This window comes from Bradyrhizobium niftali, from assembly GCF_004571025.1.
GTDB classification, from domain to species: domain Bacteria; phylum Pseudomonadota; class Alphaproteobacteria; order Rhizobiales; family Xanthobacteraceae; genus Bradyrhizobium; species Bradyrhizobium niftali.
Window position 1 is genome coordinate 45,268 of the sequence record NZ_SPQT01000014.1, and the last position, 24,370, is coordinate 69,637.

Sequence of the window (24,370 nt, forward strand, 5' to 3'; positions counted from 1 at the left end):
TCAGATCATGCGCAAAAGGAGAGTCACATGAGCACCGTTGCGCCTGCTGTTGAGCCCGTCGGCCCTGCGCGAACCTCGGGACTCGTCGCAATCCTCGAACAGACCCGCTACGTTCTCGGCGAGAACAAGGTCACGGGCTTTGCCTTCGCGTTGCTGATCGTGATCCTCATCGCCGCGATCTTCGGTCCCTATGTGGTGCCGTATGATCCGCTCGCCTCCGACACCGCCGCGTCGTTGAAGCCGCCCTCGGCGGCACACTGGTTCGGCACCGACCAATTGGGCCGCGACATCTTCAGCCGCGTCGTGGTGGCGACACGGCTCGATACGTTCATCGCGGTCGCCTCCGTCGTGCTGGTGTTCCTGATGGGCGGGCTCGCCGGCATCGCGGCCGGTTATTTCGGCGGCTGGACCGATCGCATCGTCGGCCGCATCGCCGACACCATCATGGCTTTCCCGCTGTTCGTGCTGGCGATGGGCATCGTCGCAGCGCTCGGCAACACCGTGCAGAACATCATCCTGGCGACCGCCATCGTGAACTTCCCGCTTTATGCGCGCGTTGCACGTGCGGAAGCCAATGTCCGCCGCAATGCCGGCTTCGTGCAGGCCGCGCGCCTGTCTGGCAACGGCGAATTCCGCATCCTGCTGGTGCATATCCTGCCCAACATCATGCCGATCATGATCGTGCAGATGTCGCTGACCATGGGCTACGCCATCCTCAACGCCGCCGGCCTGTCCTTCATCGGCCTCGGTGTTCGACCGCCGACCGCCGAATGGGGCATCATGGTCGCGGAAGGCGCCGGCTTCATGGTCTCAGGCGAATGGTGGATCGCGCTGTTCCCGGGCCTTGCTCTGATGATCGCCGTGTTCTGCTTCAACCTCCTCGGCGACGGCCTGCGCGACATCGTCGACCCGCAGCGGAGGACGTGAGGGATGGTCGGGTTCGGGTGCGAGCAGCGAAGCTGTGAGGGGGGCACAACTCTCTCGCTCCCTCCCCCCTTGCGGGGGAGGGGCAGGGAGGGGGGTAGCCCCAAGCACGGTCTGAGTTCGTGGCTACCCCCTCCCTGCCCTCGAGAGCGAGCTTCGCTCGCCTCGGACCCCGCAAGGGGGGAGGGAATGAGAGAGCGGTGCCCGCCTCACACGAAAATCTTAGGCCAAAATTCTCAAACGATTCCAACCCCGTTCTACTGTGCATGGGGTTGTTTTCGCCATTTTTGATCGGGAGGCCCTCATGACCACCCAGCCCCTGCTCGACGTCCAGGACCTCACGGTCGAATTCACCACCCGCCGCGGCATCGTGAAAGCGGTGCAGCACGTCAACATCTCCGTCGCCAAGGGCGAGACTCTCGCCATCGTCGGCGAGTCCGGCTCCGGCAAGTCGGTGACGTCATACGCGGTGATGCGCATCCTCGACCGGGCGGGGCGGATCGCCGAAGGCTCGGTGATGTTCTCGGGTATCGACGTGAAGGCGGCATCGGAAGACCAGATGCGCGATCTGCGCGGCCGCGAAGTCTCGATGATCTTCCAGAACCCGCGCGCGGCACTGAACCCGATCCGCAAGGTCGGCGACCAGATCGAGGACGTGCTGCGCACTCATGTGCAGCAGGCTCAGGTCGCTGATCACGGCGAGAAGGCGATCGAGGCGCTGGAGCAGGTCAAGATCGCCCGTCCGCGCGAGCGCTACCACGCCTATCCGTTCGAACTGTCCGGCGGCATGTGCCAGCGCGTCGTCATCGCGCTCGCGCTGGCCTGCAATCCGCAACTGCTGATCGCGGACGAACCGACCACCGGCCTCGACGTCACCACCCAGAAGGCGGTGATGGACCTGATCGTCGAACTGACCAAGCGCCGCGCGATGTCGACCATCCTGATCACGCATGATCTCGGACTTGCGGCGGCCTATTGCGACCGCGTCGTGGTGATGGAGAAGGGCCGGGTGGTCGAGACCGCCAAAGCCGCCGACATCTTCGCCAATCCGCAGCATCCCTACACCAAGAAGCTGATGCGCGCGACGCCGCGGCTCGGCGTGTCACTCAGGGATTTGTTGCCGGAGGAGGAGGGTGCATCCCAATCCGCATCCGTCATGGCCGGGCCTGACCCGGCCATCCATCACGCTTCGCAAGATTCGTCCCAATCGATGGACCCCCGGGTCAAGCCGGGGGGTGACGAGACGTCAAAGCCCCTCCTGCTCATCGAAAAGCTGGTCAAGGAATATCCCCGTCAGGGCGCCACCGCCGTGCTCGGAAAACTGTTCGGCCGCAAGCCGGCGCCGGAGCCCGATGTGTTCCGCGCCGTCGACGGCATCAGCTTCTCGATCGGCCATGGCGAGAGCGTCGGCCTCGTCGGCGAATCCGGCTGCGGCAAATCGACCACCTCGATGATGGTGATGCGCCTCCTGGACCAGACCTCCGGCCTCATCCAGTTCGACGGCGAGGACATCGGCGGCATCGCTCCGGCCTCGTTTGCCCGGCTGCCCCAGCGCAGCCGCATCCAGATGGTGTTCCAGGACCCGACCGACAGTCTCAACCCGCGCTTCACCGCCGCGCGCGCCATCGCCGACCCGATCATGCAACTCGGCGACATCAGGGGCCGTGACGCGCTCCGCGCCCGCTGCGAGGAACTGGCGACCATGGTCGGCCTGCCGCATAATCTGCTGGATCGGTTTCCGCACCAATTGTCCGGGGGCCAGAAGGCCCGCGTCGGCATCGCCCGTGCCATTGCCCTGCATCCGAAACTCGTCATTCTCGACGAGCCGACCGCGGCGCTCGACGTCTCGGTCCAGGCCGTGGTCCTCAACCTGCTCCAGGACCTCAAGGCGCGGCTAGGTATGAGCTATCTGTTCGTCTCGCATGATTTGAACGTAGTGCGCTTGTTGTGCGATCGTGTCATTGTGATGCGGACGGGTCGAATCGTCGAGGAAGGCTCTTCCGAGAGGGTCTTGAGCGATCCGCAGGACGACTACACCAAGGAGCTGCTGACGGCGATCCCGCATCCGCCGTTGCCGGCACACTGAGATTGTTTGGGAGCGTGATGGCCGAGCCGCTGGACGATTATATCGACGCCGTATCGAAAGCGCTGGCATTGCAGATCGAGGAGGCCTGGAGGCCGGCGGTTCGCGCCAATCTCGAAGTGTCGCTGCGGCTCGGCCGCCTCGTCGACGAATTCGCGCTGCCGGACGAGACCGAGCCGGCGCCGATCTTCACCGTCTGACGCCGCCATGACCACCAAGCCAGAGATGAGTGCTGCCGACATCGCGAAAGCGGTGGCGGGCGGCAAGATGTCCGCCCTCGCTGCCACCGAAGCCGCGCTTGCGCGCATCAAGCAGCACGACACCATCCTCAATTCCTTCACCGACGTCACTGCCGATCGCGCTCGCGCCAAGGCGCGTGCGATCGATGCCGACATTGCCGCGGGCAAGGCGGTCGGTCCGCTCGCCGGTGTCCCCTTCGCGGTGAAGAACCTGTTCGACGTTGCCGGCCTCTCCACGCGCGCGGGCTCGAAGATCAACCGCGACCTCGCACCCGCCAAGCGCGACGCGACTTTGATCGAGCGCATGGAGGCCGCCGGTGCCGTGCTGGTCGGCGCGCTCAACATGGGCGAATACGCCTACGATTTCACCGGCGAGAACGTCCATGACGGTCCCTCGCGCAATCCGCACGACACGACGCGGATGAGCGGCGGCTCCTCCGGCGGTTCGGGGAGCGCCGTCGGCGGCGCGCTGGTGCCGATCGCGCTGGGCTCGGACACCAACGGCTCGATCCGCGTGCCGTCCTCGTTCTGCGGCATCTTTGGCTTGAAGCCGACCTATGGCCGGCTGTCGCGCGCGCGGTCGTTTCCGTTCGTCGCGAGCTTCGATCATCTCGGTCCGTTCGCACGCTCTGTCACCGATCTCGCGCTCGCCTACGACGCGATGCAGGGGCCGGATGCCGACGATGCCGCCTGCACCACACGCGGTCTGGAGCCGACGGTGCCGCTGCTCGCCAATCCGGTTTCGGACCTGCGCATCGCGATCGCCGGCGGCTACTTCCAGAAGAACGTGTTTCCCGAGGCGGTCGAAGCCGTGAGCCGCGTCGCCAAAGCGCTCGGCACGACGCAAATCGTCGATGTGCCCGAAGCCGCGCGTGCCCGCGCGGCGGCTTACGTCATCTCCACCACGGAGGGCGCCTCGCTGCATCTCGATCGCCTGCGCAGGCGCCCGAACGATTTCGATCCCGCCGTGCGCGACCGGCTGATCGCGGGCGCCATGGTGCCGGCGCCGCTGGTCGATCGCGCGCAGAAATTCCGCCGCTGGTATCGCGCGCAGTTTTCCGAGATCTTCAAATCGGTTGACGTGCTGCTCGCACCGGCAACGCCCTGCACCGCGCCGAAGCTGGGGCAGGTGAATTTCAATCTCGACGACGTCGAATTGCCGGTGCGCGCCAATATCGGCATCCACACCCAGCCGATCTCCTTCATCGGGCTGCCCGTCGTTGCCGTGCCGGTGCCGCTCGAGCCGCTGCCGATCGGCGTGCAGATCATCGCCGCGCCCTGGCGCGAGGACATCGCGCTGCGCGTCGCGCATGCATTGGAACGGATGGGCGTCGTATCCGCGCCATCGCCGAGAGGACTTTGAGATGGAGATCGACCTCCCCGACGTGATCGCGGAAGTGAAAGCCGCGTTCGATCGCTATGAGCAGGCCCTCGTCACCAACGATGTCGCCGTGCTCGGCGAGCTGTTCCGCAACGACCCCCGCACGCTGCGCTACGGCATCGGCGAGAACCTCTATGGCTATGAGGCGATCTCCGGCTTCCGCGCCGGCCGCTCGCCGGTTGGCCTCAACCGTCGCACCGCGAAAACCGTCATCAGCAGCTATGGCCGCGACACGGCCGTTACCTCCACCCTGTTCTATCGCGACACGGCGCCCGGCAAGGTCGGCCGGCAGATGCAGACCTGGATTCGCTTCCCGGAGGGCTGGCGCGTCGTCGCCGCCCATGTCAGCATCATCGACGAGTCGAAAGAGACCTGATCGAATGACGCTTGACGATCTTCCGCAGGGAACACTGCCGGCCGAGCCGGTGGTGCCGCGCGTCGACCGGGCCCTGCCGTCGCTGCAGAAGGTCACGCGTGCCGAGGAGCTGCGTCTTCAGCTTGCCGACGAGATCGTGCGCGGAGCCCTGGCCCCCGGCGCGCCGCTGGACGAGACCGACATCGCGCGGCGCTTCAACGTCTCGCGTACGCCGGTGCGCGAGGCGCTGCGCCAGCTGGTGGCGAGCGGCCTCGTCGAGGCACGGCCGCATCGCGGCGCGGTGGTGGCGCAGCCGTCGATCGAACGGCTGAAGAGCATGTTCGAGGCGATGGCGGAGCTGGAGGCGCTGTGCGCCGGCCTTGCGGCCGAGCGCATGTCCGCCGCCGAGCGCCACGGCCTGGAAGCCATCCACGAAGAGCTGCGTGTCCTCAGCTACACCGGCAATCCCGATCGTTTTCACGAGGTCAACGAGCGCTTCCACAACGCGATCTATGCGGGATCGCAGAACGGCTACATCGCCGAGATCACGCTGGCGACCCGCGTGCGCGTGCAGCCGTTCCGCCGCGCCCAGTTCCGCAACCTCGGCCGTCTCGCCAAATCGCAAGCCGAGCACGACCGCGTCGTCGTCGCCATCATGCGCGGCGACAAGCAGGGCGCCGCCGCCGCCATGCGCGCACATATCGAGCTGGTGCGCGGGGAATACGAGATCTACGCGGTGTCGGTGTAGTCTGTAGGGTGGGTTAGCCGAAGGCGTAACCCACCACTGTTCGTATCCGCAGAAACAAAAGAGGTGGGTTACGCTGCGCTAACCCACCCTACGGCACCTACGCCGTCGCAGCCTCCGCCATATACTTCCGCCAGCCGCCATAGGCGGTGATGTCTCGCGCTTCGCCCAGCACTGCCGGCTCGACGAGAAAGCCCTTCACGCTTCTGCCGTCGGCGAGCCTGATGGTGCCGATCGCCATCGGTGCCGGAATCGCGTTGACGAACTTGCCGAACGCGGATGACGACAGCGACCAGATCTCGAGTTCAATCGCAGAACCCTTGCCTGCTTCCACGCGCAGCATGCCCGGCTTCGGCGGCGTGGTCGGAAGCGAATAGAGCTTGTAGTCCGCCGCTGTCCTGGTCGCCTCGATCAGCTTTCCGTTCAGCGCCTTCAACTCGCCGTTCAGCGCCATGCCGGATAGATGCGCGCCGACGACGGCAATCGGAATCTCGTCGATACCGCCGGTAGCAGGCGGGGTGAGCGCAGGTTGCGCCACGCCCTTGGCACCAACGGTCAGCTTGGTATCGGCATGGAACACGCGGCCGATGCTCGCAAGCAGCGCATCGCGGCCGGCCGGCGCCAGCAGCGTGATGCCGAACGGGATGCCGTCGGCGCGCATCGATGCCGGCACGGCGAGGCCGCAGAGGTCGAGCAGGTTGACGAAATTGGTGTAGGTGCCGAGCCGGCTGTTGAGCTCGATCGGGTTGGCCAGCACCTGCGCGGTCGTATACGCCGTCGGCGCCGTCGGCAGCACCAGCGCGTCGATATTGGCAAAGGTGCGCTCGGCGATCTTGCGCAGGCCCTGCAGGCGATAGAGCGCGGAGAAGGTGTCTGCCGCCGTCAGCCGCGCGCCGGCGGCGGTGATCTCGCGCGTCACCGGATGGATCGAGTCGGGTGCGGAGGCGAGCAGGTTCTTGATCACGAGATAGCGTTCGGCGACCCAGGGACCCTCGTAGAGCAGCCGCGCCGTCTCGTAGAACGGCTCGAGGTCGAATTCGACCAGCGTTGCGCCGAGCGCGGTCCAGCGCTTCAGCGCCTCGCCGTAAGCTGCTTCCGCCTTCCTGTCGCCGAAGAAGATCAGCTGCCCGTTGCGCGGCACGCCGAGGCGCAAGGTTGCCGGGAACGGCGTGATCGCCCCGAGCGGCCGGTCGCGCGAGAACGGATCGGCCTGGTCCGGTCCTGCCATCACCGACAGCGCCAGCGCGGCATCGTCCACCGTCAAGGCGAACACCGAGATGCAGTCGAGCGTGCGGCAGGCCGGCACGAGTCCCGCGGTCGAGATCATGCCGAGGCTCGGCTTCAGCCCGACGATGTTGTTCAGCATCGCCGGCACGCGCCCGCTGCCGGCCGTGTCGGTGCCGAGCGTGAGCGGCACCAGGCCGGCGCCGACGGCGGTGGCCGATCCCGAGCTCGACCCGCCGGGAATCAGATCTTCGCGAATCGAATTTTTGGGAATGCCGTAGGGCGAGCGGACGCCGACGAGGCCGGTCGCGAACTGGTCGAGATTGGTCTTGCCGATGATGATGGCGCCGGCCGCGCGCAACCGCTCCACCGCGGTCGAGTCGTGCGTCGGGGTGTAGGAGAAGGCCGGGCAGGCCGCCGTGGTCGGAAATCCCAGCGCGTCGATATTGTCCTTCACTGCGACCGGGACGCCGTAGAGCGGCAGGCTGGCAGCATCCGCGCGCGCGGCAAGCTTTTCGGCCTCCGCGATCGCGTCCTTCTCGTCGCGCAGGCTGATGAAGACGGCGGGATCGTTGTGGTCGCGGATGCGCTGGTAGCTGCGCGCGAGCGTCTGTGCCGGCGTGAGCGTGCCCGCGCGATGCGCGGCCACAATCGCGGCGATCGTTTCAGGCTGCTCAGCCCCCATTTCAGCCCCCATGGCGACAAAACTCCGGCAACATGTCCTCACCCGGATCGAAGCAAGCGATGTGCCATTGTGTACAGAATCCGGGCAGGGCGGATGCTTCGGATACTATCGGGAGATCAGTAGGTTGGGGGATATTTCGGTGGCCGGGCGGGCCGTCGCGCCAACGCCTTGTTGCGGGCATTTGCGCAAATTTTGGGCAGGCTGGATCAGGTGAAGCCAGCAAGGATCTGGAGCAACTGCTCCCGGTTCTCCTTGCCGATCTTCGCCTCGACATGCCGCTCGTGCTCGGCGGCGAGCCGCTTGAACTTCGCCAGCGCGGTCTCGCCCTGGGCGGTGAGATGCAGGGCGTGCGAGCGCCGGTCCGCCTTCGACTTGATCCGTTTCACGTATTTGCGCTGTTCGAGGCTGTCGAGCAGATGCACCAGCCGGGCGCGCTCGATGCCGAGGCGCTTGGCCACCGCCATCTGTGACAGGCCCGGATTGGCGCCGATCACCGTCAGCACCGAATATTGCGTCGGCCGGATGTCGACATCGCCCAGCGTCTTGATGAAGTCCTGAAAGATCCAGATCTGGAAGCGCCGCACCGCGTAACCGGCGTGCCCGACCAATGCGTCGAGGCCGATCTCGTTCGCGTCGTTCGGCCGCGCCGCGCCGTTGCCGGCACGTTTGCGTGGGGAGGGGCGGGTGTCGGCTCGGGCTGCGTTGGCTGTCACGTGATCTCTCCTGCCGCGCAATCTTAGCGGCCCGAAGGCCCACGCGAAAGTTTGTTGTTGACGACAACAATTGTCGTGCCCAACAATATGACCAAAGCGGCCCGGAACGAGGCTGTAGCCGATCCGGACGTCCGGGCGAGGAGGAAACCATGACAACCGCCGCACGCGGCGACGCTTCGAGCCTGTTCGCAATGCCCAAGACAGTCGCCGAGCGTCGCGCCGACGGCAGCATCGTGCTGCGCTCGCCCGAACCGTTGCGCGACGGTGCGCGCTGCATCGGCGACTGGCTGGAGCAATGGGCGCGGCAGACGCCCGATGCGGTCTTCCTCGCCGAGCGTGGCAATGTCGAAGCGCCGTGGACCACCGTCACCTATGCGCAGGCATTGCGCCAGGTGCGTGGCGCGGCGTCGTGGATCCTGGCACAAGGACTCAGCGCCGAACGCCCGCTCGTGATCCTCTCCGACAACAGCATCGACCATGCGCTGCTCGCGCTTGCCGCGCAGCATGTCGGCGTGCCCTCCGCCGCGATCTCGCCGGCCTATTCGCTGATGTCCAGGGATTTCGACAAGCTCAAGAGCATGATCGCGCTGCTCGAGCCGGGCGCGATCTACGTCGCCGCGACGAAGCCGTTCGCGGCGGCGCTGGCCGCGATCAAGCCGCTGCACAAGGCGCAGGTCATCAGCGGCAACGGCGATGACGCCGACGCACTCGCCTTCAGCATCGTTGCGGCAACGTCCGAAATTGCCGACGTCGCCAAAGCCTTTGCCGCGGTGACGCCGGACACGATCGCAAAATTCCTGTTCACGTCAGGCTCGACCGGCACGCCGAAAGCCGTCATCAACACCCAGCGCATGCTGACCTCCAGCCAGCAGGCCAAGGCGCAGACCTGGACCTTCCTCGAACAGGCTGGCAGCGATCTCGTCATTCTCGACTGGCTGCCCTGGAGCCACACCTTCGGTGCCAACCACAATTTCAACCTCGTGCTGCGCAACGGCGGCTCGCTCTATATCGACGGCGGCAAGCCTGCGCCTGGTCTGTTTGCGATGTCACTCGCGAACTTGAAAAGCGTGATGCCGACGGTCTATTTCAACGTGCCGCGCGGCTTCGACATGCTGATCGCGGCATTGCGCGGTGATGAGGAACTGCGCCGCCGCTTCTTCAGCGAGGTGAAGTTCGCCTTCTATGCCGGCGCCGCGCTGCCGCAGAATCTCTGGGACGCGCTCGAACAACTGTCCATCCAGACGGTCGGCCGCCCGCTGCCGATGGTCTCGGCCTGGGGCTCGACGGAAACCTCGCCGCTGGCGACCGACTGCCATTTCCTCGCCGAACGATCCGGCAATATCGGCGTGCCGATCCCCGGCACCGAGCTGAAGCTCGTCACCTCCGGCGACAAGCTGGAGGTGCGCGTGCGCGGCCCCAACGTCACGCCGGGTTACTGGAAGGCGCCCGAGCTGACGAAGCAGGCGTTCGACGACGAGGGTTTCTATCTCATCGGGGATGCAGTGAAGCTTGCTGATAGCGCGCGGCCGGAGCGCGGCCTGTTCTTCGACGGCCGTGTCGCGGAGGACTTCAAGCTCAATTCCGGTACCTGGGTCAGCGTCGGCACGCTGCGCCTCGCCGGCATCGCCGCGCTGGCGCCGCTCGCGCAGGATATCGTCGTCGCCGGTCACGGCGGCGACGAGGTGCGCTTCCTGGTGTTCCCGAACATCGCGGCGTGCCGCACGCATGCCGGTTTGCCCGATACGGCTGATGTGAATGATGTGCTGGCCCATGGCAGGGTCAGGGCCGCGATCGCGGAGGGCCTTGCAAAGCTGAAGCAGCAGGGCGCCAATTCCTCCGGCCACGCCACGCGCGCCCTTCTGCTCGCCGAGCCGCCGTCGGTGGACGGCGGCGAGATCACCGACAAGGGCTACATCAACCAGCGCGCCGTCCTGACGCGGCGTGCGGAGGCGGTGGCGCGGCTCAACGACGATGCATCGACCGAATCGATCGGCATCGGCTGAACCGTCCGCACTCGATCGTCTCGTGCCCCGGACGCAGCGCGTCACGAAGTGATGCGCTGCAGAGCCGGGGCCCATTCCTTCTGCGCCATGGGTCCCGGCACTGCGTCGCGTCCGGGACACGGCTTGCCAACGAAAGAGAGCAAGTGTAATAGTTATAAAATATAATCAAATGAGGGAGGCCGCCGTGAGGTCTGGCTTGGTATCGGCAGTCACGCTGGCTGCGCTTCTGGGGTCGACGGCGCTGGTCCGCGCGGATGCCGAGGCCTGCTCACCGGTCACATCAGCATCGCTTGCCATTTCCGGCATCGAGATCACGGGCTCAAAGGCGCAGGACGCGGCCTCCGGCCTGCCCAAGCATTGCATCGTGACGGGGATCGCCAACCAGCGCACCGGTGCGGATGGAAAATCCTACGCCATCCAGTTTGAGCTCCGCCTGCCGGCGGAGTGGAACGGACGCTTCCTGCACCAGGTCAACGGCGGCAATGATGGCGTCGTGGTGCCTGCGCTCGGCGACAAGCCGGACGGCTTTGCCTCGGGCGGGACGGTGCCGTTGACGCGCGGCTTTGCCGTGCTGTCGTCCGACAGCGGGCATTCCGGCTCCGATCCCGCGAACAAATCGCTCGGTCTGACTGCGGGCGCTGCCTTCGGTCTCGATCCGCAGGCGCGGCGCGACTATGGCTACGCGGCCGATATGACGTTGTCGCCCGTGGGCAAGGCGATCATCGCCCTGCATTACGGCCGCAAGCCGGATCGCTCCTACATGGCCGGCTGCTCGAACGGCGGACGCCACGCGATGGTCGCGGCCTCGCGCATGCCCGAGAACTATGATGGCTTCCTCGTCGGCAATCCCGGCTTCGATCTGCCGCGCGCGGCGATCCAGCATGCTTGGGACGTGCAGGCCTTTCTCAAGGCCGATCCCGATTTGCGCAAATCGATCACCAGGGAGGACGCGCAAGTCATCGCCTCCCGCATCACGGAGGCCTGCGATGCGCTCGACGGCGTCAAGGACGGCTTGACCGCCAATCTCGCGGCTTGTCAGAAGGCGTTCGATCTCAAGAGCCTTGCTTGCGCGCCAGGTCAGACCAATGCGTGCCTGCCGCAAGCCAAGGTGGACGCGCTGAAGACGAGCCTGGCCGGGCCGAAGAATTCGAAAGGCGAGGCGCTCTATTCCGACTGGCCGCTCGATGGCGGCATCGGCACCGGCAACTGGCGCGCCTGGAAGGTCGAGAGTCCGGTCGCGCCCTGGAACAACTACCCGATCATCGCAACCATGGGCGCGGCGTCGCTGAATTACATCTTCTCGACACCGCCGGTCGCGGTGGAGGGCAGCAGCGACAAGCTCATCGATGCCCTGAAGGCGTATGATTTCGACAAGGACGCGCCAAAAATCTTCGCCAAGGACGGCACATTCACCGAATCGGCCATGGACTTCATGACCCCGCCCGACGTCGATGACCCCAAGCTCGCGGGGTTGCAGAAGTCCGGCGGAAAGATGCTGATCTATCACGGCCAGGCCGACCCGGTGTTCTCGGTGAATGACAGCATCCGCTGGTACGATCGGCTGGACAAGAACCTGCAGGGACGTGCGGACGGCATCGCGCGTCTGTTCACCATCCCCGGCGCAACCCATTGCGGCGGTGGCGTCGCGCTCGACAAGTTCGATGCACTCAGCGCGCTGACCGATTGGGTGGAGAAGGGCAAGGCGCCCGAGCGCATCATCGTCTCCGCCAATCCGGCGAACAAGGAAGTCCCGGCTTCGTGGAGCCCGAACCGCACGCGGCCGCTGTGTCCATACCCGTCTTATGCCGCCTATTCGGGGCAGGGCGATAGCGAGGACGCCGCGAATTTCGTTTGCAAGGCGCCGTAGTAACATCGCGGCCGCGAGTGCTACCGCACCCTCTCCCCTTGTGGGAGAGGGTGGATTTGCGAAGCAAAGCCGGGTGAGGGGTTTCTCTCCGCGCGTGAATCTCTCGCATTTGTACTCGCGGACAGAACCCTCATCCGGCGCCATAGCCGATGCGAAGCATCGGCGTTCTAAGTGAACGGCGGCCGGAGGCCGCCTATGCCACCTTCTCCCGCAAGGGAAGAAGGAAGAGTTGCGTCCGGCGGAGAGGGAGGGGAATTCACCCCTTCGCCACCACCGCCTTCGCGACGTCCGCAATCCCCCTTGCCATCGATACGAACTCGCTCGGCATCATCACCAGCGTCATGGTATTCTGCTCGGCGCCGACTTCGGTGATCATCTGCATGCGGCGCAGCTCGAGGCCGGCCGGATTCTGCATGATCACTTCGGCGGCCTGACGCAGCTGCTCGGCGGCATCGAGCTCGGCTTCGGCCTTGATCAGGCGGGCGCGCTTTTCGCGCAACGCTTCCGCTTCCTGCGCCAGCGCGCGCTGCATGCTCGGAGGTATCTCGACGCTTTTCATCTGCACCAGCTCGACCTTCACGCCCCACGGTTCGGTGGTGGCGTCGATCGACTTCTGCATGACATCGGCAATGGTGTCCTGCGCCTTCAGGATCTCATCCAGCGTATGCTGGCCGAGCACGGCGCGCAGCGTCGTCGGCGAGACCTGCACGACCGCGTTCGAGACCGCCTTGACCTCGATCACGGCGAGCTCGGGATCGACGATGCGATACCAGACCACGGCGTCGACCTTGATCGGCACGTTGTCGCGCGTGATGCCTTCCTGCTGCTCGACATTGGCGGTGATGGTGCGCAAATCGAGCTTGGTCTGCCATTCGATGATCGGCTAGACGAGATAGAGGCCGGGGCCGGCGGTGCGATTGAACTTGCCGAGCCGGAACACGACGCTGCGTTCATACTGATTGGTGACGCGGATGCTGCCGATAAAATACGCGATCGCCGCGACGGCAACGATGGTGAAATACGGATGCGCGGCGACAAACTCCATGACGAACATGGTTGCCTCCTGAAGCAAAAGTCAGTGCGCGGCGGATTAAGTGACGGAGTGTGCTGCTTTCAAGGACGCTGGCGGAGCGCCGTCAGGCATATTTTTTCGTGTTAACCACTTGACGCCCGTTGCTTAACGTTTGCGCGGACCCGTTGGCTCGCAATGACGATGGGGGAACATCGAAGGATTCGACTCGCGCTGTCGCCGCGGAGGCTCCCCCTCACCCCAGCCCTCTCCCCGCAAGCGGGGAGAGTGAGAAGCCGTCACCCCACCACCTTGCTCGATCCCTGCGTGATCAGCCGCGCTGCGCGCTGGTCGCGGGCGTAGATCCAGAGCCAGCTGAGGGCGACGCTGAGGCGGTGGCGGAGGCCGATCAGGAAGTAGATGTGGGCGATGCCCCAGATCCACCACGCGATCGTGCCGCGCAGCTTGATGCGGCCGAAGTCGATCACGGCGAGGCGCTTGCCGATCTGCGCGAGGCTGCCGGCGTGCTTGTAGCGGAATGGGCCCGTCGCAGCGCCGCGTAGCCGCGCCTTGATGGTTTCGGCGACATGCTTTCCCTGCTGTTTGGCGGCCGGGGCGATGCCGGGCACGGGCTTGCCCTCCCAGGCGTTGATGCTGACGGTATCGCCGATCGCAAAGATTTCGGGATGGCCTGGAATCGTCAGGTCGTCTTCGACCTGCACGCGTCCGGCGCGATCGGCCGGCGCGCCGAGCCATTCGGCGGCTGGCGAAGCGCGCACGCCGGCGGCCCAGATTCTTGTCTTTGCTTCGAGCAGCTTGCCGCCGAACACCACGCCTTCACGATTGATCTCGGTGACCGGCTGTCCCAGCACGACCTCGACGCCGATCTTTTCCAGCGAGGCCTGCGCGTAAGCCGAGAGGTCGTCGGCGAAGCCGGCGAGCACGCGCGGCCCGGCCTCGATCAGCACCACGCGCGCCTTGGTCGTGTCGATGTTGCGAAAGTCGCCCGGCAGGGTGTGGTGCGCCATCTCGGCAATTGTGCCGGCGAGCTCGACGCCGGTGGGGCCGGCGCCGACGATGACGAAGGTCAGCCGCGCTGCGCGCCGCGCCGGATCGGTCTCGCGTTCGGCGCGCTCGAACGCCACCAGGATATGCCGGCGCAGCGTGGTCCCGTCCTCCAGCGTCTTCAGGCCTGGCGCGAACTGCTCCCACTCGTCGTGGCCGAAATAGGCGTGCCGCGCGCCGGTTGCGAGCACCAGCGTATCGTAAGGCACCTCGCTGCCGTCGTCGATCAGTACGCAGCGCCTGGTCGCATCGACGCCGCTCACGGTCGCGAACAGTGTCGTCACCTCGCGCCGGTCGCGCATGAGATGGCGGACCGGCCAGGCGATCTCGCTGGTGGCAAGCGAGGCGGTGGCGACCTGGTAGAGCAGCGGCTGGAACAGATGATGGTTGCGGCGGTCGATCAGCGTGATGTCGACCGGGGCGCCCGCGAGCCGGTAGGTCGCCTCCAGCCCGCCGAAGCCGGCGCCGACGATGACGACGCGATGGGGTGTGGTGGTCATGATGCGCCCTCGACTCTCGCTGCTTCTCTGCTTCATTAAGTGCGGAAAGTGGCCCGCGGTCCAATAGCCGTCATCAATGGCAGAATAGGCCGGGCGTATCGTCATGCCGCGAAAAAGCGCCGCAGCCTCCGCCGAAGTGAGTAGAATTATATTTCTTGCCATCGCCGATCGGGGCGAAATATGGTGCAGCGGCGGGCGCTGAGCCATTGGCGGCGCGACAGATTTTGCGTTCAATAGCGACAGGCCCGGGGCGGCGATCACCCCGTTTCCGGGAGCAATAATAAGGAGGGGAGTGGTTATGAGGACGGCATTCTGGCTGGCGGGCGCAGCGGCGCTGGTGCTGGCGAGCCCGGCATTCGCCGGCGACACCATCAAGATCGGTTTCGTCTCGACCTTCAGCGGCCCGACCGCCGTGATCGGCAACGACATGCGCAACTCGTTCGAGCTGGCGCTGGATCATCTCGGGCGCAAGATGGATGGCAAGCCGGTCGAGGTGATCTACGAGGACGACGGGCAGAAGCCCGACGTCGGCAAGCAGAAGACCGAGAAGCTGGTGCAGTCCGACAAGGTCGATTTCATCGTCGGCTACATCTGGTCGAACGTGCTGCTGGCTTCCTTGAAGACCGCGGTGGACTCGCAGACCTTCCTGATCTCGGCCAATGCCGGCCCGTCGCAGCTCGCCGGCGAGCTCTGCTCGCCCTACGTGTTCTCGACCTCCTGGCAGAACGACCAGACGCCGCAGGCCATGGGCCTCTACATGAACCAGAAGGGCGTCAAGAGCGTCTTCCTGATCGGGCCGAACTACGCGGCCGGCAAGGACATGCTCGCCGGTCTCAAGAACACCTTCAAGGGTGAGGTCAAGGGCGAGGAATACACGGTCTGGCCGAGCCAGCTCGACTTCTCCGCCGAGCTCTCCAAGGCCCGCGCCTCGGGCGCCGAGTCGATCTTCGTGTTCTATCCCGGTGCTGCCGGCGTGCAGTTCCTCAATCAATATACCCAAGCGGGCCTGAAGAGCACGATGCCGCTCTACACCGCCTTCACCGTCGACGAGCTGTCGCTGCCGCTCCAGAAGGAGAACGCGCTTGGCGTTCCCGGCGCGCAGCAGTGGGTGAATGACCTGCCCAACGAGCAGAACAAGCGCTTCGTCGCCGACTACCGCAAGAAGTACACCGGCCTGCGTCCGACCTATTACGGCGCCCAGACCTACGACGCCGCCCAGCTCATCAACAGCGCGGTGGTCGCGGTGAAGGGCGACACCAGCAAGAAGGACGCGATGAAGGCCGAGATGGAGAAGGCCAACTTCAAGTCGCTGCGCGGTGCGTTCAAATACGGCAACAACCACATCCCGGTGCAGAGCTTCTATCTCCAGGACGTGGTCAAGGATGCCGACGGCCAGCTCGCGCTGAAGACGGTCGCCACCATCGTCGAGAACGACCAGGATCGCTTCCATCAGAAGTGCCAGATGAAGTGAGTTGATAATCTCCGCCGCCTCCTCTCCCTCTCCCCGCTTGCGGGGAGAGGGTCGGGGTGAGGGGGAGTCTCCGCGAGGACGGAGCGATCCGAATTCCTCGATGTCCCGCATCGTCATTGCGAGCGCAGCGAAGCAATCCAGAGTCTTTCCGGGGAGGGATTCTGGATTGCTTCGCTGCGCTCGCAATGACGTGTTGAGAGGTCGTTGCTCCTGATTGTCATGAGACTCGCGGAGACCCCCTCACCCGGAATTCAAGCTGCGCTCGAATTCCGGCCTCTCCCCGCAAGGGGCACGGCTATCGCGCTTACGGCCGTTGTTCTGCGGTCCATCCTTCGAGACGCCCGCCTTTGGCGGGCCCTCAGGATGAGGACGGGGTGCGCGGCAGCAATTTCGGCCGGCAAGAAGCCGCTCAGCCTCATCCTGAGGAGACCGCTGGAAGCGGTCGTCTCGAAGGACGAGGCGTGCGCTCAGGCCCCCGCCAAGAAGTCTCATGCGATAGCCCTGCCGCAAGCGGAGAGAGGCGAAGGCCTACACCCGCGGCATGCTCGAGGGCCGCACTTCGCGTGACTGCGCCGCAAGCCTGATCCCGGCATTGGCCGCGCCAAAGCCCTGATAATTCCTTCGCTCGACGATCTCGAAGAAGAAGCGCTCGTCGAAGATGTGGGTGTAGACTTGGAAGAACTCGCCGTCGCCCTCGCGGTCGTAGAGGATGTGGTTGGCGCGCAGCTGCGCCATCAGGTCGGGCGCGAGGTCGTATTTGGCTTCGATGTCGTCGTAGTAATTGTCGGGAATATCCAGAAAGCCCGCGCCGCGGGCGCGCATCGCGGCGACCGCTGCAAAGATGTCCCGGCACGCAAACGCGACGTGCTGCACGCCGGAGCCGAAGAACTCCGAGATGAAGCGGGCGGGCAGGGTGCGGTTGGCGGAGGAGCCGTTGAGCACGAAGCGCAGGCTCTGGTCGCCGTTGATAATGGCCTGGCTCTGTACGAGGCCCCTGGGATCGGCGATCTCCATCTGCGGCAGGCGCTTGAGGTCGAGGATGCCGGTGTAGAACAGCAGCCAGGACAGCATCTCGTCATAGGGCATCGACTGCGCGATGTGGTCGACGGCGAGCAGGGCGTCCGCGCTCGCCTCGCTCGCAACAGGTTCGAAATCGGTGTCCCAGTTCTTGCCGGCCTGATCGAGGAAATAAAGCAGGCTGCCGCCGACGCCGTGGATCGCGGGAATCTCCAGCTCGCCCGGCCCGACCGGCTGGTAGAAGGTGCGCGCCTTCAATGCCTCGGCGCGCTGCATGGCAAGGCCCGCATTGTCGACGTCGAGCGCGATGGCGCAGACGCCGGGGCCATGCGTGACGTAGTGCGAATGCGCGAAGCCGTCGGTCTCGCAATTGATGACGAGCTCGACCTTGCCTTGCGACCAGCGCTCCACCGCCTTGCTGCGATGCTTGCCGGTTTGGCGGAATCCGAGCTGCGACAACAGGCGGGCGAGTTCGCCGGCCTTGGTCTCGTTGACGGCGAACTCGATGAAGCCGGTGCCGCGGCCTTTGGCCTTCGGCGCCAGCGGTTCGCTGACGAGCTTCGGCCAATCGGGTGCAAGCTGGTCCTCCAGCAGGATCAGCGAGCGCAGGCCGTCGATGGCGGTCTGCGCGGCCGAGCCGGCGCGGAACTGGTCGTTGAAGATCTCCAGCGACAGCGGCCCGGCATAGCCGGTCGCCGCGACCGCCGCCATGAATTCGCCGACCGGCAGATCGCCCTGGCCGGGAAACGAGCGGAAGTGCCGGCTCCAGGAAAGGATGTCGAGTTCGAGCTTCGGCGCGTCGGCAAGCTGCACCAGAAAGATCTTGTCGGCGGGGATCGAGGCCATCGCGCGGACTGGAAAGCCCGGGGCGAGTGCATGAAAACTGTCGAGGATGACGCCGATCGCGGGATGATCGGCGCGCCGCACGATCTCCCATGCATCGCGGTAGTCGTTGACGTGCCGTCCCCACGCCAGCGCCTCGTAGCCGACGCGCAAGCCCCGCTTGGCCGCGCGATCGCCGAGCTCGCGAAAATCATCCGCGGCGCGGTCGATGCCGCCGAGCGAGCTGGGGGAGACGTTGGAGCAGATCAGCAGCAGGTCGGTGCCGAGCTCCTGCATCAAGTCGAACTTGCGTTCGGCGCGGGCAAAGTTGCGCGCGCGCTGCGGCTCCGGCATGCCCTCGAAATCGCGGAACGGCTGGAATGCGCAGATCTTGAGGTTGAGATCGTGGCAGAGCTTGGCGATGTCGCGCGGGCCTGCGCCGAACGACAGCAGGTCGTTCTCGAAGATCTCGACCTCGTCGAAGCCGGCGGCTGCGATGGCACGCAGCTTTTCATCCAGCGCCCCCGAGAGAGAGACGGTCGCAATCGAGCGCTTGTTCATGCTGCTGTCTCCTCCATGGCTCCCCCGAGGAAGAGCTGGCCGATGCGGGGATCGTTCAGGATGCGCTTCGCGCCGTCGACCATGCGGGTCTGGCCGAGCTCGAGCACGATGCCGATATCGGAGATCTCCAGCGCCGAGCGCGCGTTCTGCTCGATCATCAGGATGGTGACGCCGCGGTCGCGCAGGCTCTTGAGGATGTCGAAGGTCTGCTGCACCATCAGCGGCGACAGGCCGATCGAGGGCTCGTCGATCAGCACCAGCTTCGGCTCGAGCAGCAGCGAGCGGGCGATCTCGAGCTGCTTCTGCTCGCCACCTGAGAGCGTCGAGGCCTGCTGTGCCGACTTGCGGCGCAGCGCCGGAAACAGGTCGAGTGCCGCCTCGATCCGCTTGGGCAGGTCGAGACCCTTCCCGGCGGAGACGCCGCCGAGCTCGATGTTGTGGCGCACCGACAGCTCGGGGAAGATGTTGCGGCCCTGCGGCACGTAGCAGATGCCGGCGTTGAGCAGCGCGCGCTGGCTCAAGTTCGTGACGTCGCGATTGGCAAAACTGATTTTGCCCTCGCGCAGCTTGAGCAGGCCGAAGATCGCCTTGAACACGGTCGACTTGCCGGCGCCGTTGGGGCCGATGATGGTGGTGATGGTGGCCTGCGGAACAGAAAACGTCGTGCCGTTCAAGATCGTCATCTTGCCGTAGCCGCCGACGAGATTGTGAACCGAGAGGATCGGGTCGCTCATGGCTCGTGCCCTCAATGTCCCAGATAAGCTTCGATCACGGCCGGGTTCTTGCGGACCTCGTCCGGCCGGCCCATCGCCAGCACCTTGCCTTCCGCCATCACCATCACGCGCGAGCACAGCGACATCACGAACTCCATGTTGTGCTCGATCACGACGAAGGTGGCGTTCTTCTCGCGGTTGATCGCCACCAGACGGTCCTTCAGGTCCGCCAGCATCGACGGGTTGACGCCGCCGGCGGGCTCGTCGAGCAGCACCAGGCGCGGGCCGCCCATGAAGGCCATGGCGGCATCGAGCAGCTTCTGCTGGCCGTAGGACAGGCCGCCGGCAGGTTCAGCCGCGAGGTGATCGAGCTTGAAGAAGCCGATCATCTGGTTGGCGGCCTCCGTCAGCCCGGCATCGGAGCGGCCGACCAGGCGCGAGGCCATGTTGCCCTGGTGCTCCTGTCCCGCGAGGATCAGGTTCTCGCGCACCGACAGTTTTGGAAACACCTGCAACAGCTGGAAGGTGCGGCTGACCCCGAGCTTGTTGAGCTCGGAGGGACGCAGGCCCGTGACCACCTTGCCGTCGAGCTTCACTTCGCCGCCTGATGGCGTGAGCTGGCCGAGGATGCAGTTGAACAGGGTGGACTTGCCGCAGCCGTTCGGCCCGATCAGGCCGAGGATCTCGCCCTCGCGGACGTCGAAGCTGACGTCGGCGACGGCGCTGATGCCGCCAAAATTCTTCTTGATGTTGGTGACTTCGAGGACCGCACTCATTGCACCGTCTCCAGCCGGGATTTCGCGACGGCGCGCAGCGCGGAGGCTGCCTTGGTGCGGCGATCGGCGAGATAGCGGTCGAGGATTCCCAGAATGCCGGTCGGCGACCAGATCAGCAGCAGCATCACCGCGATCGCATAGAGCATCAGGTAATACCCTTCCGTGAAGCGCAGCCATTCCGGCAGCAGCACCGCGATCATCGCCCCCAGGAAGGGACCGAAATAGAACCCAGCGCCGCCGACGATTACCATCATCAGGAGATCGAGCGAGAGCGACAGGTTGAACGGCACGGGATCGATATATTGCGTCAGCGGCGCATAGAGCGCGCCGGCGACGCCGCCGAGCGCCGAGCCGATAGCGAACGCCATCAGCGTGTAGCGCCGCGTGTCGATGCCGAGCGATTGCGCGCGCAGCGGGTTTTCGCGCAGCGCCATGAAGGCGCGGCCCCAGGGCGAGCGGATCAGCCACCACACCGCGAGCGACACGATCGCGAGCGAGCCGAGGCAGACATAGTAGAAAGGCAGCGGCTTGTTGGTCGCGATGCCAAAGATGTGTGGGCGCGGGATGTTGGAGATGCCGTAGATGCCGCCGGTGAGCCAGCTCTCGTTGCGGAACACGAGGAAGGCGAGGGTGGAGAAGGCGAGCGTGACGAAGGCGAGGTAATGGTGCTGCACGCGCAGCGCGGGATAGCCGAGCACCCAGCCGACGCCGAAGCTCAAGAGAACCGCGACCACGATCGCGGCCGGCAGCGGCCAGCCATGCGTGGTCATGATCGCCGCCGCATAGGCGCCGATGCCGACGAAGGCGCCCTGGGCCAGCGACACCTGGCCGGCATAGCCGAGCGTGAGGTTGAGGCCCATCGCGGCGATGGTCATCACCGCCCACTGGCTCAGGATGAACAGGCCGTAGCGGTTGAAGTTCATGGGGACGATGATCAGGCCGGCGATGACGATGAGGCCGAGCGCGATCTTCAGGGGTTTGCCGAATCCGTTCATGCCGTGCGCTCCTCGGCGCGGCCCAGCAGTCCTTGCGGCCGGAACAGGATGACGACGATCAGGAAGATCAGCGGCACCGCCGCGCGATACTGCGTCGAGACGTAGCTTGCCGCGAGATTGTCGAGCACGCCGATCAGAAGGCCGCCGGCGATCGCGCCGCGCACCTGATTGAAGCCGCCGACGATCGCGGCGATGAAGGCGGCCTGGCCCAGCACCTCGCCGGAGGAGAATTTTGCGAGGTAGATCGGCGTGATCAGCAGCGAGGCGAGCGCCACCAGGAAGGCGTTGATCAGGAAGGTCAGCAGGATCATGCGCTCCACGGGCACGCCGATGATGCGCGCCACCGTCGGGTTCTGCGCCGCCGCCTGCATCTGGTGGCCGAGCGAGGTGCGGTTGAGGAGCGAGGTCAGGCCGAAGACCGCAAGAATGGCGACGACGAGGACGCCGATGCTCTGCAGCGAGACGGCGTGGCCGAGGATGGAGATATCGCCGGTCGGCACGATCGAGGGGAAGGGCGATGCCTCCGCGCTGAAGAACTGCTTCACGGATTCCTTGATGCCGATCGCCAGCGCCATGGTCGCGATCGCCAGCGGCAGCACGCCATGGCGCATCATCGGGTCGACCAGCAGCATCTTGAAGGCGAGGCCGAGCAGGAGCATCGAGAGCAAAATGCCGAGGATGATCGCGAGCCAGAACGGCGCGCCGGCATGCATCGCTGCCAGCATCAGGAACGCCGGCAGCATCACGAACTCGCCTTGCGCGAAATTGATGGTCTGCGACGTCTGCCACAGCAGCGTGAAGCCGACCGCGACCAGTGCATAGATGGCGCCGGTGGCAAGTCCCGCGACCAGAAGATCGAACAGATTGGACATTTTCCCCTCTCTCCTTTCCCTCGTCCCCCTCATTCTTCTCCCTCGCCCCGCTTGCGGGGAGAGGGTCGGGGTGAGGGGGAGCCTCCGCAAGGACGGTGACAGCTCGATGCGCGGAGAGCCTCATCCGCCGCGCTTCGCGCGTCGGCCTCTCCCCGCGTGCGGGGAGAGGCGAAGAAGGCTCACTTCACCTTCGGCAGCACCTGCTTCACCACCTGCTTGCCTTCGACCACTTCGACCAGAAAGCTCTGGCGGTCGATGTCGCCGGTCTCGCTGAAGGTGACGTCCATCAGGATGCCCGGCTCGTCCGCGGCCTTGATGGTCAGGCCGTGCAGCGTGTCGGCAAACTTCTTCGGGTCGACCTTGCCCATCTTTTCGGTGGTGGCCTTCACCATGTAGACGGCGAGGTAGCCCTTCAGGCCGTTGTGGTCGGGCACGTAATTGTACTTCTTGGAAAACTTCTCGCGGAACGCCTTGATCAAATCGACCGGCGCATCCGTGGTGAGGCCGACATGGCCGCGCGCGCCGTTGGCGGCGTCGCCGGCAAGCTCGATCACCTTCTGGCCGATCAGCGTGGTCTCGCCCATCAGCGGCGCGGTGACGCCCTGGCGCTTCAGCTCTTTCAGGATGCGCGCGCTCTCTTCCTCGTTGAGATAGACGAACACGGCATCGGGATTGGCGGACTTGATCTTGCCGACGTCGGCGGCAAAGTCGGCCTGGCCCGCTTCGGTCGAGAGGTCGGCGACGACCTTGGAGCCGAGCCGGTCGAGCTCCTTCACGACGACGTCGCGTCCGCCGCGGCCGAAGTCGTTGTTGACCCAGACCACCGCGACCGACTTCGCCTTCATCTCGTCGTGGATGTATTTCGCGACCTTCGGCATCGAGGATTGCTGGCCGAACGAGGTGCGGAACAGGAACTTGTTTCCGGCTTGCGTCAGCTCGGCGGCTTCGCCGCCCATGATCTGCGCGATGCCGGCTTCAGCTGCGAGCGGTGCGGTGACCTTCACCGAGCCGGAATAGCCGGGTCCGAGCAGCACATAGGGCTCGGCATCGAGCGCCTTCTGCACCTGCGCGCGGGCAACGCCCGGGTTGGACTGCGAGTCGGCATGGGTGACCTCGAGCTTGCGGCCGAGCACGCCGCCCTTGGCGTTGATCTCCTCGATGGCGAGGTCGATACCGTTCTTCCAGTTGGTGCCGACGGTGGCGCCGCCACCCGACAGCTCGGCGACGTCGGCGAGCTTGATCGCCTGTGCGTGGACGCTGGTTGCAGTAGCGAAGGCAAGCAGGGCGCCTGCCAGAATAGCCGATCTCATGGTCTCTCCTCCCGTTTCCTGTGATGTTGTTGTCCGCGGCCTTGTGTCCGGCCGCTTCGGTTACGCTGCGTGATAGGCTGAGCTTCGCGCCGCCATCACCTCGTCAAAAGCCTCTCCCATGACTTCGGTCGATGGGGCAAGGCCGGTGAACAGTTCGAAAGCGTCGGCGGCCTGGTAGATCGCTAGCTCCCGCCCGGTCATGATCCGCGCGCCCTTGGCCTGAGCCGCGGCCAGCAGCGGCGTGATCAGCGGCGAATAGACGGCGTCGGCGACCCACAGGTTTTCGCGCAGCAGCGAGGTGGGGACCGGGGTGTCCCGGTTCGGCAGCATTCCCACCGGCGTGCCGTTGACGAGGCCGGTTGCGCCACGGAGCGCGTCTTCCACGCTCGTGGCCACCCGCGCGCCACCATGCCTGGCCAGCAGCGCGGCGAGCTTTTCGGCGCGCGCCGGCTCGCTGTCGAAGATTCGGAGGTCAGTCACCTTCAGGCTCGCCAGCGCAAAGGCAATTGCCTTGCCGACGCCGCCGGTGCCGATCACGGCCACCGCATTTCCGGACGGCGCCAGCAGCGGTGCGACCGCGCGCGCAAAGCCCGTCGTGTCGGTGTTGTGGCCGATCAGCCGGCCGTCCCTGGCGACGACGGTGTTGACCGCCGCCATGGTCGCCGCAGCCGGCGCCAGCTCGTCGAGCAGCGGGACGACGGCCTCCTTGTAGGGAAAGGTGACGTTGACGCCGGCAAAGCCGAGCCGCCGCACGCCTTCCAGCATCATGGCGAGCCCGGCGGCGTCGGCGCCGGCGACCTCGATGAGCTGGTAGTGGCCGCGCAGGCCGAGCGCCTCGGCGGCGCGCTCATGCATGGCGGGGGAAGCGGAATGTGCGATCGGCGCGCCGATCAGGCCGGTGAGGAGTTTCTTGCTGGCGGCGTATCCGCGCTTCGACATGGTTCGCTATCGTCTCGTTGGGAGCGTTCGGTCCCGGCCATTAGCGGGGAAACCTGCGCAATTGCTAGGGGCTTCCAAGGTGGCTTCCGCATGCGACGATA

The 24,370-nt window shown here is 65.6% G+C and carries 21 protein-coding genes; 9 read left to right on the plus strand and 12 right to left on the minus strand.

The features are described from left to right. The first annotated feature begins 27 nt into the window (after nucleotides 1-27). From E4K65_RS23205 to E4K65_RS23230, 6 genes are all read left to right on the plus strand, one after another. On the plus strand, nucleotides 28-927 hold the full coding sequence (locus tag E4K65_RS23205) for an ABC transporter permease (RefSeq protein WP_135176140.1): 900 nt from the start codon (nucleotides 28-30) through the stop codon (nucleotides 925-927). A gap of 301 nt (nucleotides 928-1,228) precedes the next feature. Beyond that, on the plus strand, nucleotides 1,229-3,010 hold the full coding sequence (locus E4K65_RS23210) for a dipeptide ABC transporter ATP-binding protein (RefSeq protein ID WP_135176141.1): 1,782 nt from the start codon (nucleotides 1,229-1,231) through the stop codon (nucleotides 3,008-3,010). A 17-nt stretch (nucleotides 3,011-3,027) separates the two neighbouring features. Continuing rightward, the gene (locus E4K65_RS23215; protein WP_167771063.1) at nucleotides 3,028-3,207 is read left to right on the plus strand and encodes a DUF4089 domain-containing protein; all 180 of its coding nucleotides are present in this window, start codon (nucleotides 3,028-3,030) and stop codon (nucleotides 3,205-3,207) included. Between the two features lie 7 nt (nucleotides 3,208-3,214). Continuing rightward, on the plus strand, nucleotides 3,215-4,609 hold the full coding sequence (locus E4K65_RS23220) for an AtzE family amidohydrolase (RefSeq protein ID WP_167771064.1): 1,395 nt from the start codon (nucleotides 3,215-3,217) through the stop codon (nucleotides 4,607-4,609). 1 nt (nucleotide 4,610) lies between these two features. Further along, nucleotides 4,611-5,003 carry an oxalurate catabolism protein HpxZ gene (gene hpxZ / locus E4K65_RS23225; RefSeq protein WP_135176142.1) on the plus strand — a complete coding sequence of 131 codons (393 nt, stop codon included), beginning with the start codon at nucleotides 4,611-4,613 and terminating at the stop codon, nucleotides 5,001-5,003. 4 nt (nucleotides 5,004-5,007) lie between these two features. Beyond that, nucleotides 5,008-5,730: a GntR family transcriptional regulator gene (locus E4K65_RS23230; protein WP_025576621.1), complete on the plus strand. Its 723-nt coding sequence runs from the start codon at nucleotides 5,008-5,010 to the stop codon at nucleotides 5,728-5,730. Nucleotides 5,731-5,827: 97 nt separating this feature from the next. On the opposite strand, the gene atzF is transcribed toward E4K65_RS23230, so the two are convergent. Both atzF and E4K65_RS23240 read right to left on the minus strand, forming a co-directional pair. After that, on the minus strand, nucleotides 5,828-7,636 hold the full coding sequence (atzF, locus tag E4K65_RS23235; RefSeq protein WP_135176265.1) for an allophanate hydrolase: 1,809 nt from the start codon (nucleotides 7,634-7,636) through the stop codon (nucleotides 5,828-5,830). 206 nt (nucleotides 7,637-7,842) lie between these two features. Further along, nucleotides 7,843-8,349 (minus strand): MarR family winged helix-turn-helix transcriptional regulator, encoded by a 507-nt coding sequence (locus E4K65_RS23240; protein WP_167771066.1) that lies wholly within the window; start codon nucleotides 8,347-8,349, stop codon nucleotides 7,843-7,845. 149 nt (nucleotides 8,350-8,498) lie between these two features. Here E4K65_RS23240 and E4K65_RS23245 point away from each other — a divergent pair, with 149 nt between their 5' ends. Beyond that, nucleotides 8,499-10,352, plus strand: coding sequence for a feruloyl-CoA synthase (locus tag E4K65_RS23245; RefSeq protein ID WP_135176144.1), 1,854 nt, complete (start codon nucleotides 8,499-8,501; stop codon nucleotides 10,350-10,352). A 184-nt stretch (nucleotides 10,353-10,536) separates the two neighbouring features. Beyond that, nucleotides 10,537-12,219: a tannase/feruloyl esterase family alpha/beta hydrolase gene (locus tag E4K65_RS23250; protein WP_235885707.1), complete on the plus strand. Its 1,683-nt coding sequence runs from the start codon at nucleotides 10,537-10,539 to the stop codon at nucleotides 12,217-12,219. Between the two features lie 256 nt (nucleotides 12,220-12,475). On the opposite strand, the gene E4K65_RS23255 is transcribed toward E4K65_RS23250, so the two are convergent. The 3 genes from E4K65_RS23255 to E4K65_RS23260 form a co-directional block, all read right to left on the minus strand. Next, nucleotides 12,476-13,072 carry an SPFH domain-containing protein gene (locus E4K65_RS23255; RefSeq protein ID WP_235885708.1) on the minus strand — a complete coding sequence of 199 codons (597 nt, stop codon included), beginning with the start codon at nucleotides 13,070-13,072 and terminating at the stop codon, nucleotides 12,476-12,478. Nucleotides 13,073-13,102: 30 nt separating this feature from the next. After that, complete coding sequence (locus E4K65_RS48770; protein WP_235885709.1) at nucleotides 13,103-13,273, minus strand: hypothetical protein; 171 nt, start codon at nucleotides 13,271-13,273, stop codon at nucleotides 13,103-13,105. A gap of 254 nt (nucleotides 13,274-13,527) precedes the next feature. Continuing rightward, on the minus strand, nucleotides 13,528-14,793 hold the full coding sequence (locus E4K65_RS23260; protein WP_167771067.1) for an NAD(P)/FAD-dependent oxidoreductase: 1,266 nt from the start codon (nucleotides 14,791-14,793) through the stop codon (nucleotides 13,528-13,530). Between the two features lie 298 nt (nucleotides 14,794-15,091). On the opposite strand from E4K65_RS23260, the gene E4K65_RS23265 reads away from it, so the two are divergent. Then, nucleotides 15,092-16,264, plus strand: coding sequence for an ABC transporter substrate-binding protein (locus tag E4K65_RS23265; RefSeq protein ID WP_135176146.1), 1,173 nt, complete (start codon nucleotides 15,092-15,094; stop codon nucleotides 16,262-16,264). 528 nt (nucleotides 16,265-16,792) lie between these two features. Here E4K65_RS23265 and E4K65_RS23270 read toward each other — a convergent pair. The 7 genes from E4K65_RS23270 to E4K65_RS23300 all read right to left on the minus strand — a co-directional run bounded on the left by E4K65_RS23270 (nucleotide 16,793) and on the right by E4K65_RS23300 (nucleotide 24,269). Beyond that, nucleotides 16,793-18,664, minus strand: coding sequence for a bifunctional sugar phosphate isomerase/epimerase/4-hydroxyphenylpyruvate dioxygenase family protein (locus tag E4K65_RS23270; protein WP_135176147.1), 1,872 nt, complete (start codon nucleotides 18,662-18,664; stop codon nucleotides 16,793-16,795). After that, entirely contained in the window at nucleotides 18,661-19,398 is a 738-nt protein-coding gene (locus tag E4K65_RS23275; RefSeq protein ID WP_135176148.1) for an ABC transporter ATP-binding protein, read from the minus strand. Before E4K65_RS23275 ends, E4K65_RS23270 begins: the two co-directional genes overlap by 4 nt. A gap of 11 nt (nucleotides 19,399-19,409) precedes the next feature. After that, the gene (locus E4K65_RS23280) at nucleotides 19,410-20,153 is read right to left on the minus strand and encodes an ABC transporter ATP-binding protein (RefSeq protein ID WP_025576614.1); all 744 of its coding nucleotides are present in this window, start codon (nucleotides 20,151-20,153) and stop codon (nucleotides 19,410-19,412) included. Then, nucleotides 20,150-21,148, minus strand: a complete 999-nt coding sequence (locus E4K65_RS23285) for a branched-chain amino acid ABC transporter permease (protein ID WP_135176149.1) — start codon at nucleotides 21,146-21,148, stop codon at nucleotides 20,150-20,152. The genes E4K65_RS23280 and E4K65_RS23285 overlap by 4 nt, the downstream gene beginning before the upstream one ends. Then, nucleotides 21,145-22,020, minus strand: coding sequence for a branched-chain amino acid ABC transporter permease (locus tag E4K65_RS23290; protein WP_135176150.1), 876 nt, complete (start codon nucleotides 22,018-22,020; stop codon nucleotides 21,145-21,147). The genes E4K65_RS23285 and E4K65_RS23290 overlap by 4 nt, the downstream gene beginning before the upstream one ends. 179 nt (nucleotides 22,021-22,199) lie before the next feature. Then, nucleotides 22,200-23,330 carry an ABC transporter substrate-binding protein gene (locus E4K65_RS23295; RefSeq protein ID WP_027542278.1) on the minus strand — a complete coding sequence of 377 codons (1,131 nt, stop codon included), beginning with the start codon at nucleotides 23,328-23,330 and terminating at the stop codon, nucleotides 22,200-22,202. A 60-nt stretch (nucleotides 23,331-23,390) separates the two neighbouring features. Further along, entirely contained in the window at nucleotides 23,391-24,269 is an 879-nt protein-coding gene (locus E4K65_RS23300; RefSeq protein ID WP_135176151.1) for a shikimate dehydrogenase, read from the minus strand. Between the last annotated feature and the right edge of the window lie 101 nt (nucleotides 24,270-24,370).

Bases quoted from the DNA above. Each gene is read 5' to 3' on its own strand.
- E4K65_RS23290 (WP_135176150.1), bottom strand. From the start codon at position 22,020: ATGTCCAATCTGTTCGATCTTCTGGTCGCGGGACTTGCCACCGGCGCC.
- E4K65_RS23270 (WP_135176147.1), bottom strand. From the start codon at position 18,664: ATGAACAAGCGCTCGATTGCGACCGTCTCTCTCTCGGGGGCGCTGGAT.
- E4K65_RS23205 (WP_135176140.1), top strand. From the start codon at position 28: ATGAGCACCGTTGCGCCTGCTGTTGAGCCCGTCGGCCCTGCGCGAACC.
- E4K65_RS23215 (WP_167771063.1), top strand. From the start codon at position 3,028: ATGGCCGAGCCGCTGGACGATTATATCGACGCCGTATCGAAAGCGCTG.
- E4K65_RS23260 (WP_167771067.1), bottom strand. From the start codon at position 14,793: ATGACCACCACACCCCATCGCGTCGTCATCGTCGGCGCCGGCTTCGGC.
- E4K65_RS23265 (WP_135176146.1), top strand. From the start codon at position 15,092: ATGAGGACGGCATTCTGGCTGGCGGGCGCAGCGGCGCTGGTGCTGGCG.
- atzF (WP_135176265.1), bottom strand. From the start codon at position 7,636: ATGGGGGCTGAGCAGCCTGAAACGATCGCCGCGATTGTGGCCGCGCAT.
- E4K65_RS48770 (WP_235885709.1), bottom strand. From the start codon at position 13,273: ATGTTCGTCATGGAGTTTGTCGCCGCGCATCCGTATTTCACCATCGTT.
- E4K65_RS23220 (WP_167771064.1), top strand. From the start codon at position 3,215: ATGACCACCAAGCCAGAGATGAGTGCTGCCGACATCGCGAAAGCGGTG.
- E4K65_RS23285 (WP_135176149.1), bottom strand. From the start codon at position 21,148: ATGAACGGATTCGGCAAACCCCTGAAGATCGCGCTCGGCCTCATCGTC.
- E4K65_RS23245 (WP_135176144.1), top strand. From the start codon at position 8,499: ATGACAACCGCCGCACGCGGCGACGCTTCGAGCCTGTTCGCAATGCCC.
- E4K65_RS23300 (WP_135176151.1), bottom strand. From the start codon at position 24,269: ATGTCGAAGCGCGGATACGCCGCCAGCAAGAAACTCCTCACCGGCCTG.
- E4K65_RS23295 (WP_027542278.1), bottom strand. From the start codon at position 23,330: ATGAGATCGGCTATTCTGGCAGGCGCCCTGCTTGCCTTCGCTACTGCA.
- hpxZ (WP_135176142.1), top strand. From the start codon at position 4,611: ATGGAGATCGACCTCCCCGACGTGATCGCGGAAGTGAAAGCCGCGTTC.
- E4K65_RS23230 (WP_025576621.1), top strand. From the start codon at position 5,008: ATGACGCTTGACGATCTTCCGCAGGGAACACTGCCGGCCGAGCCGGTG.
- E4K65_RS23280 (WP_025576614.1), bottom strand. From the start codon at position 20,153: ATGAGTGCGGTCCTCGAAGTCACCAACATCAAGAAGAATTTTGGCGGC.
- E4K65_RS23210 (WP_135176141.1), top strand. From the start codon at position 1,229: ATGACCACCCAGCCCCTGCTCGACGTCCAGGACCTCACGGTCGAATTC.
- E4K65_RS23275 (WP_135176148.1), bottom strand. From the start codon at position 19,398: ATGAGCGACCCGATCCTCTCGGTTCACAATCTCGTCGGCGGCTACGGC.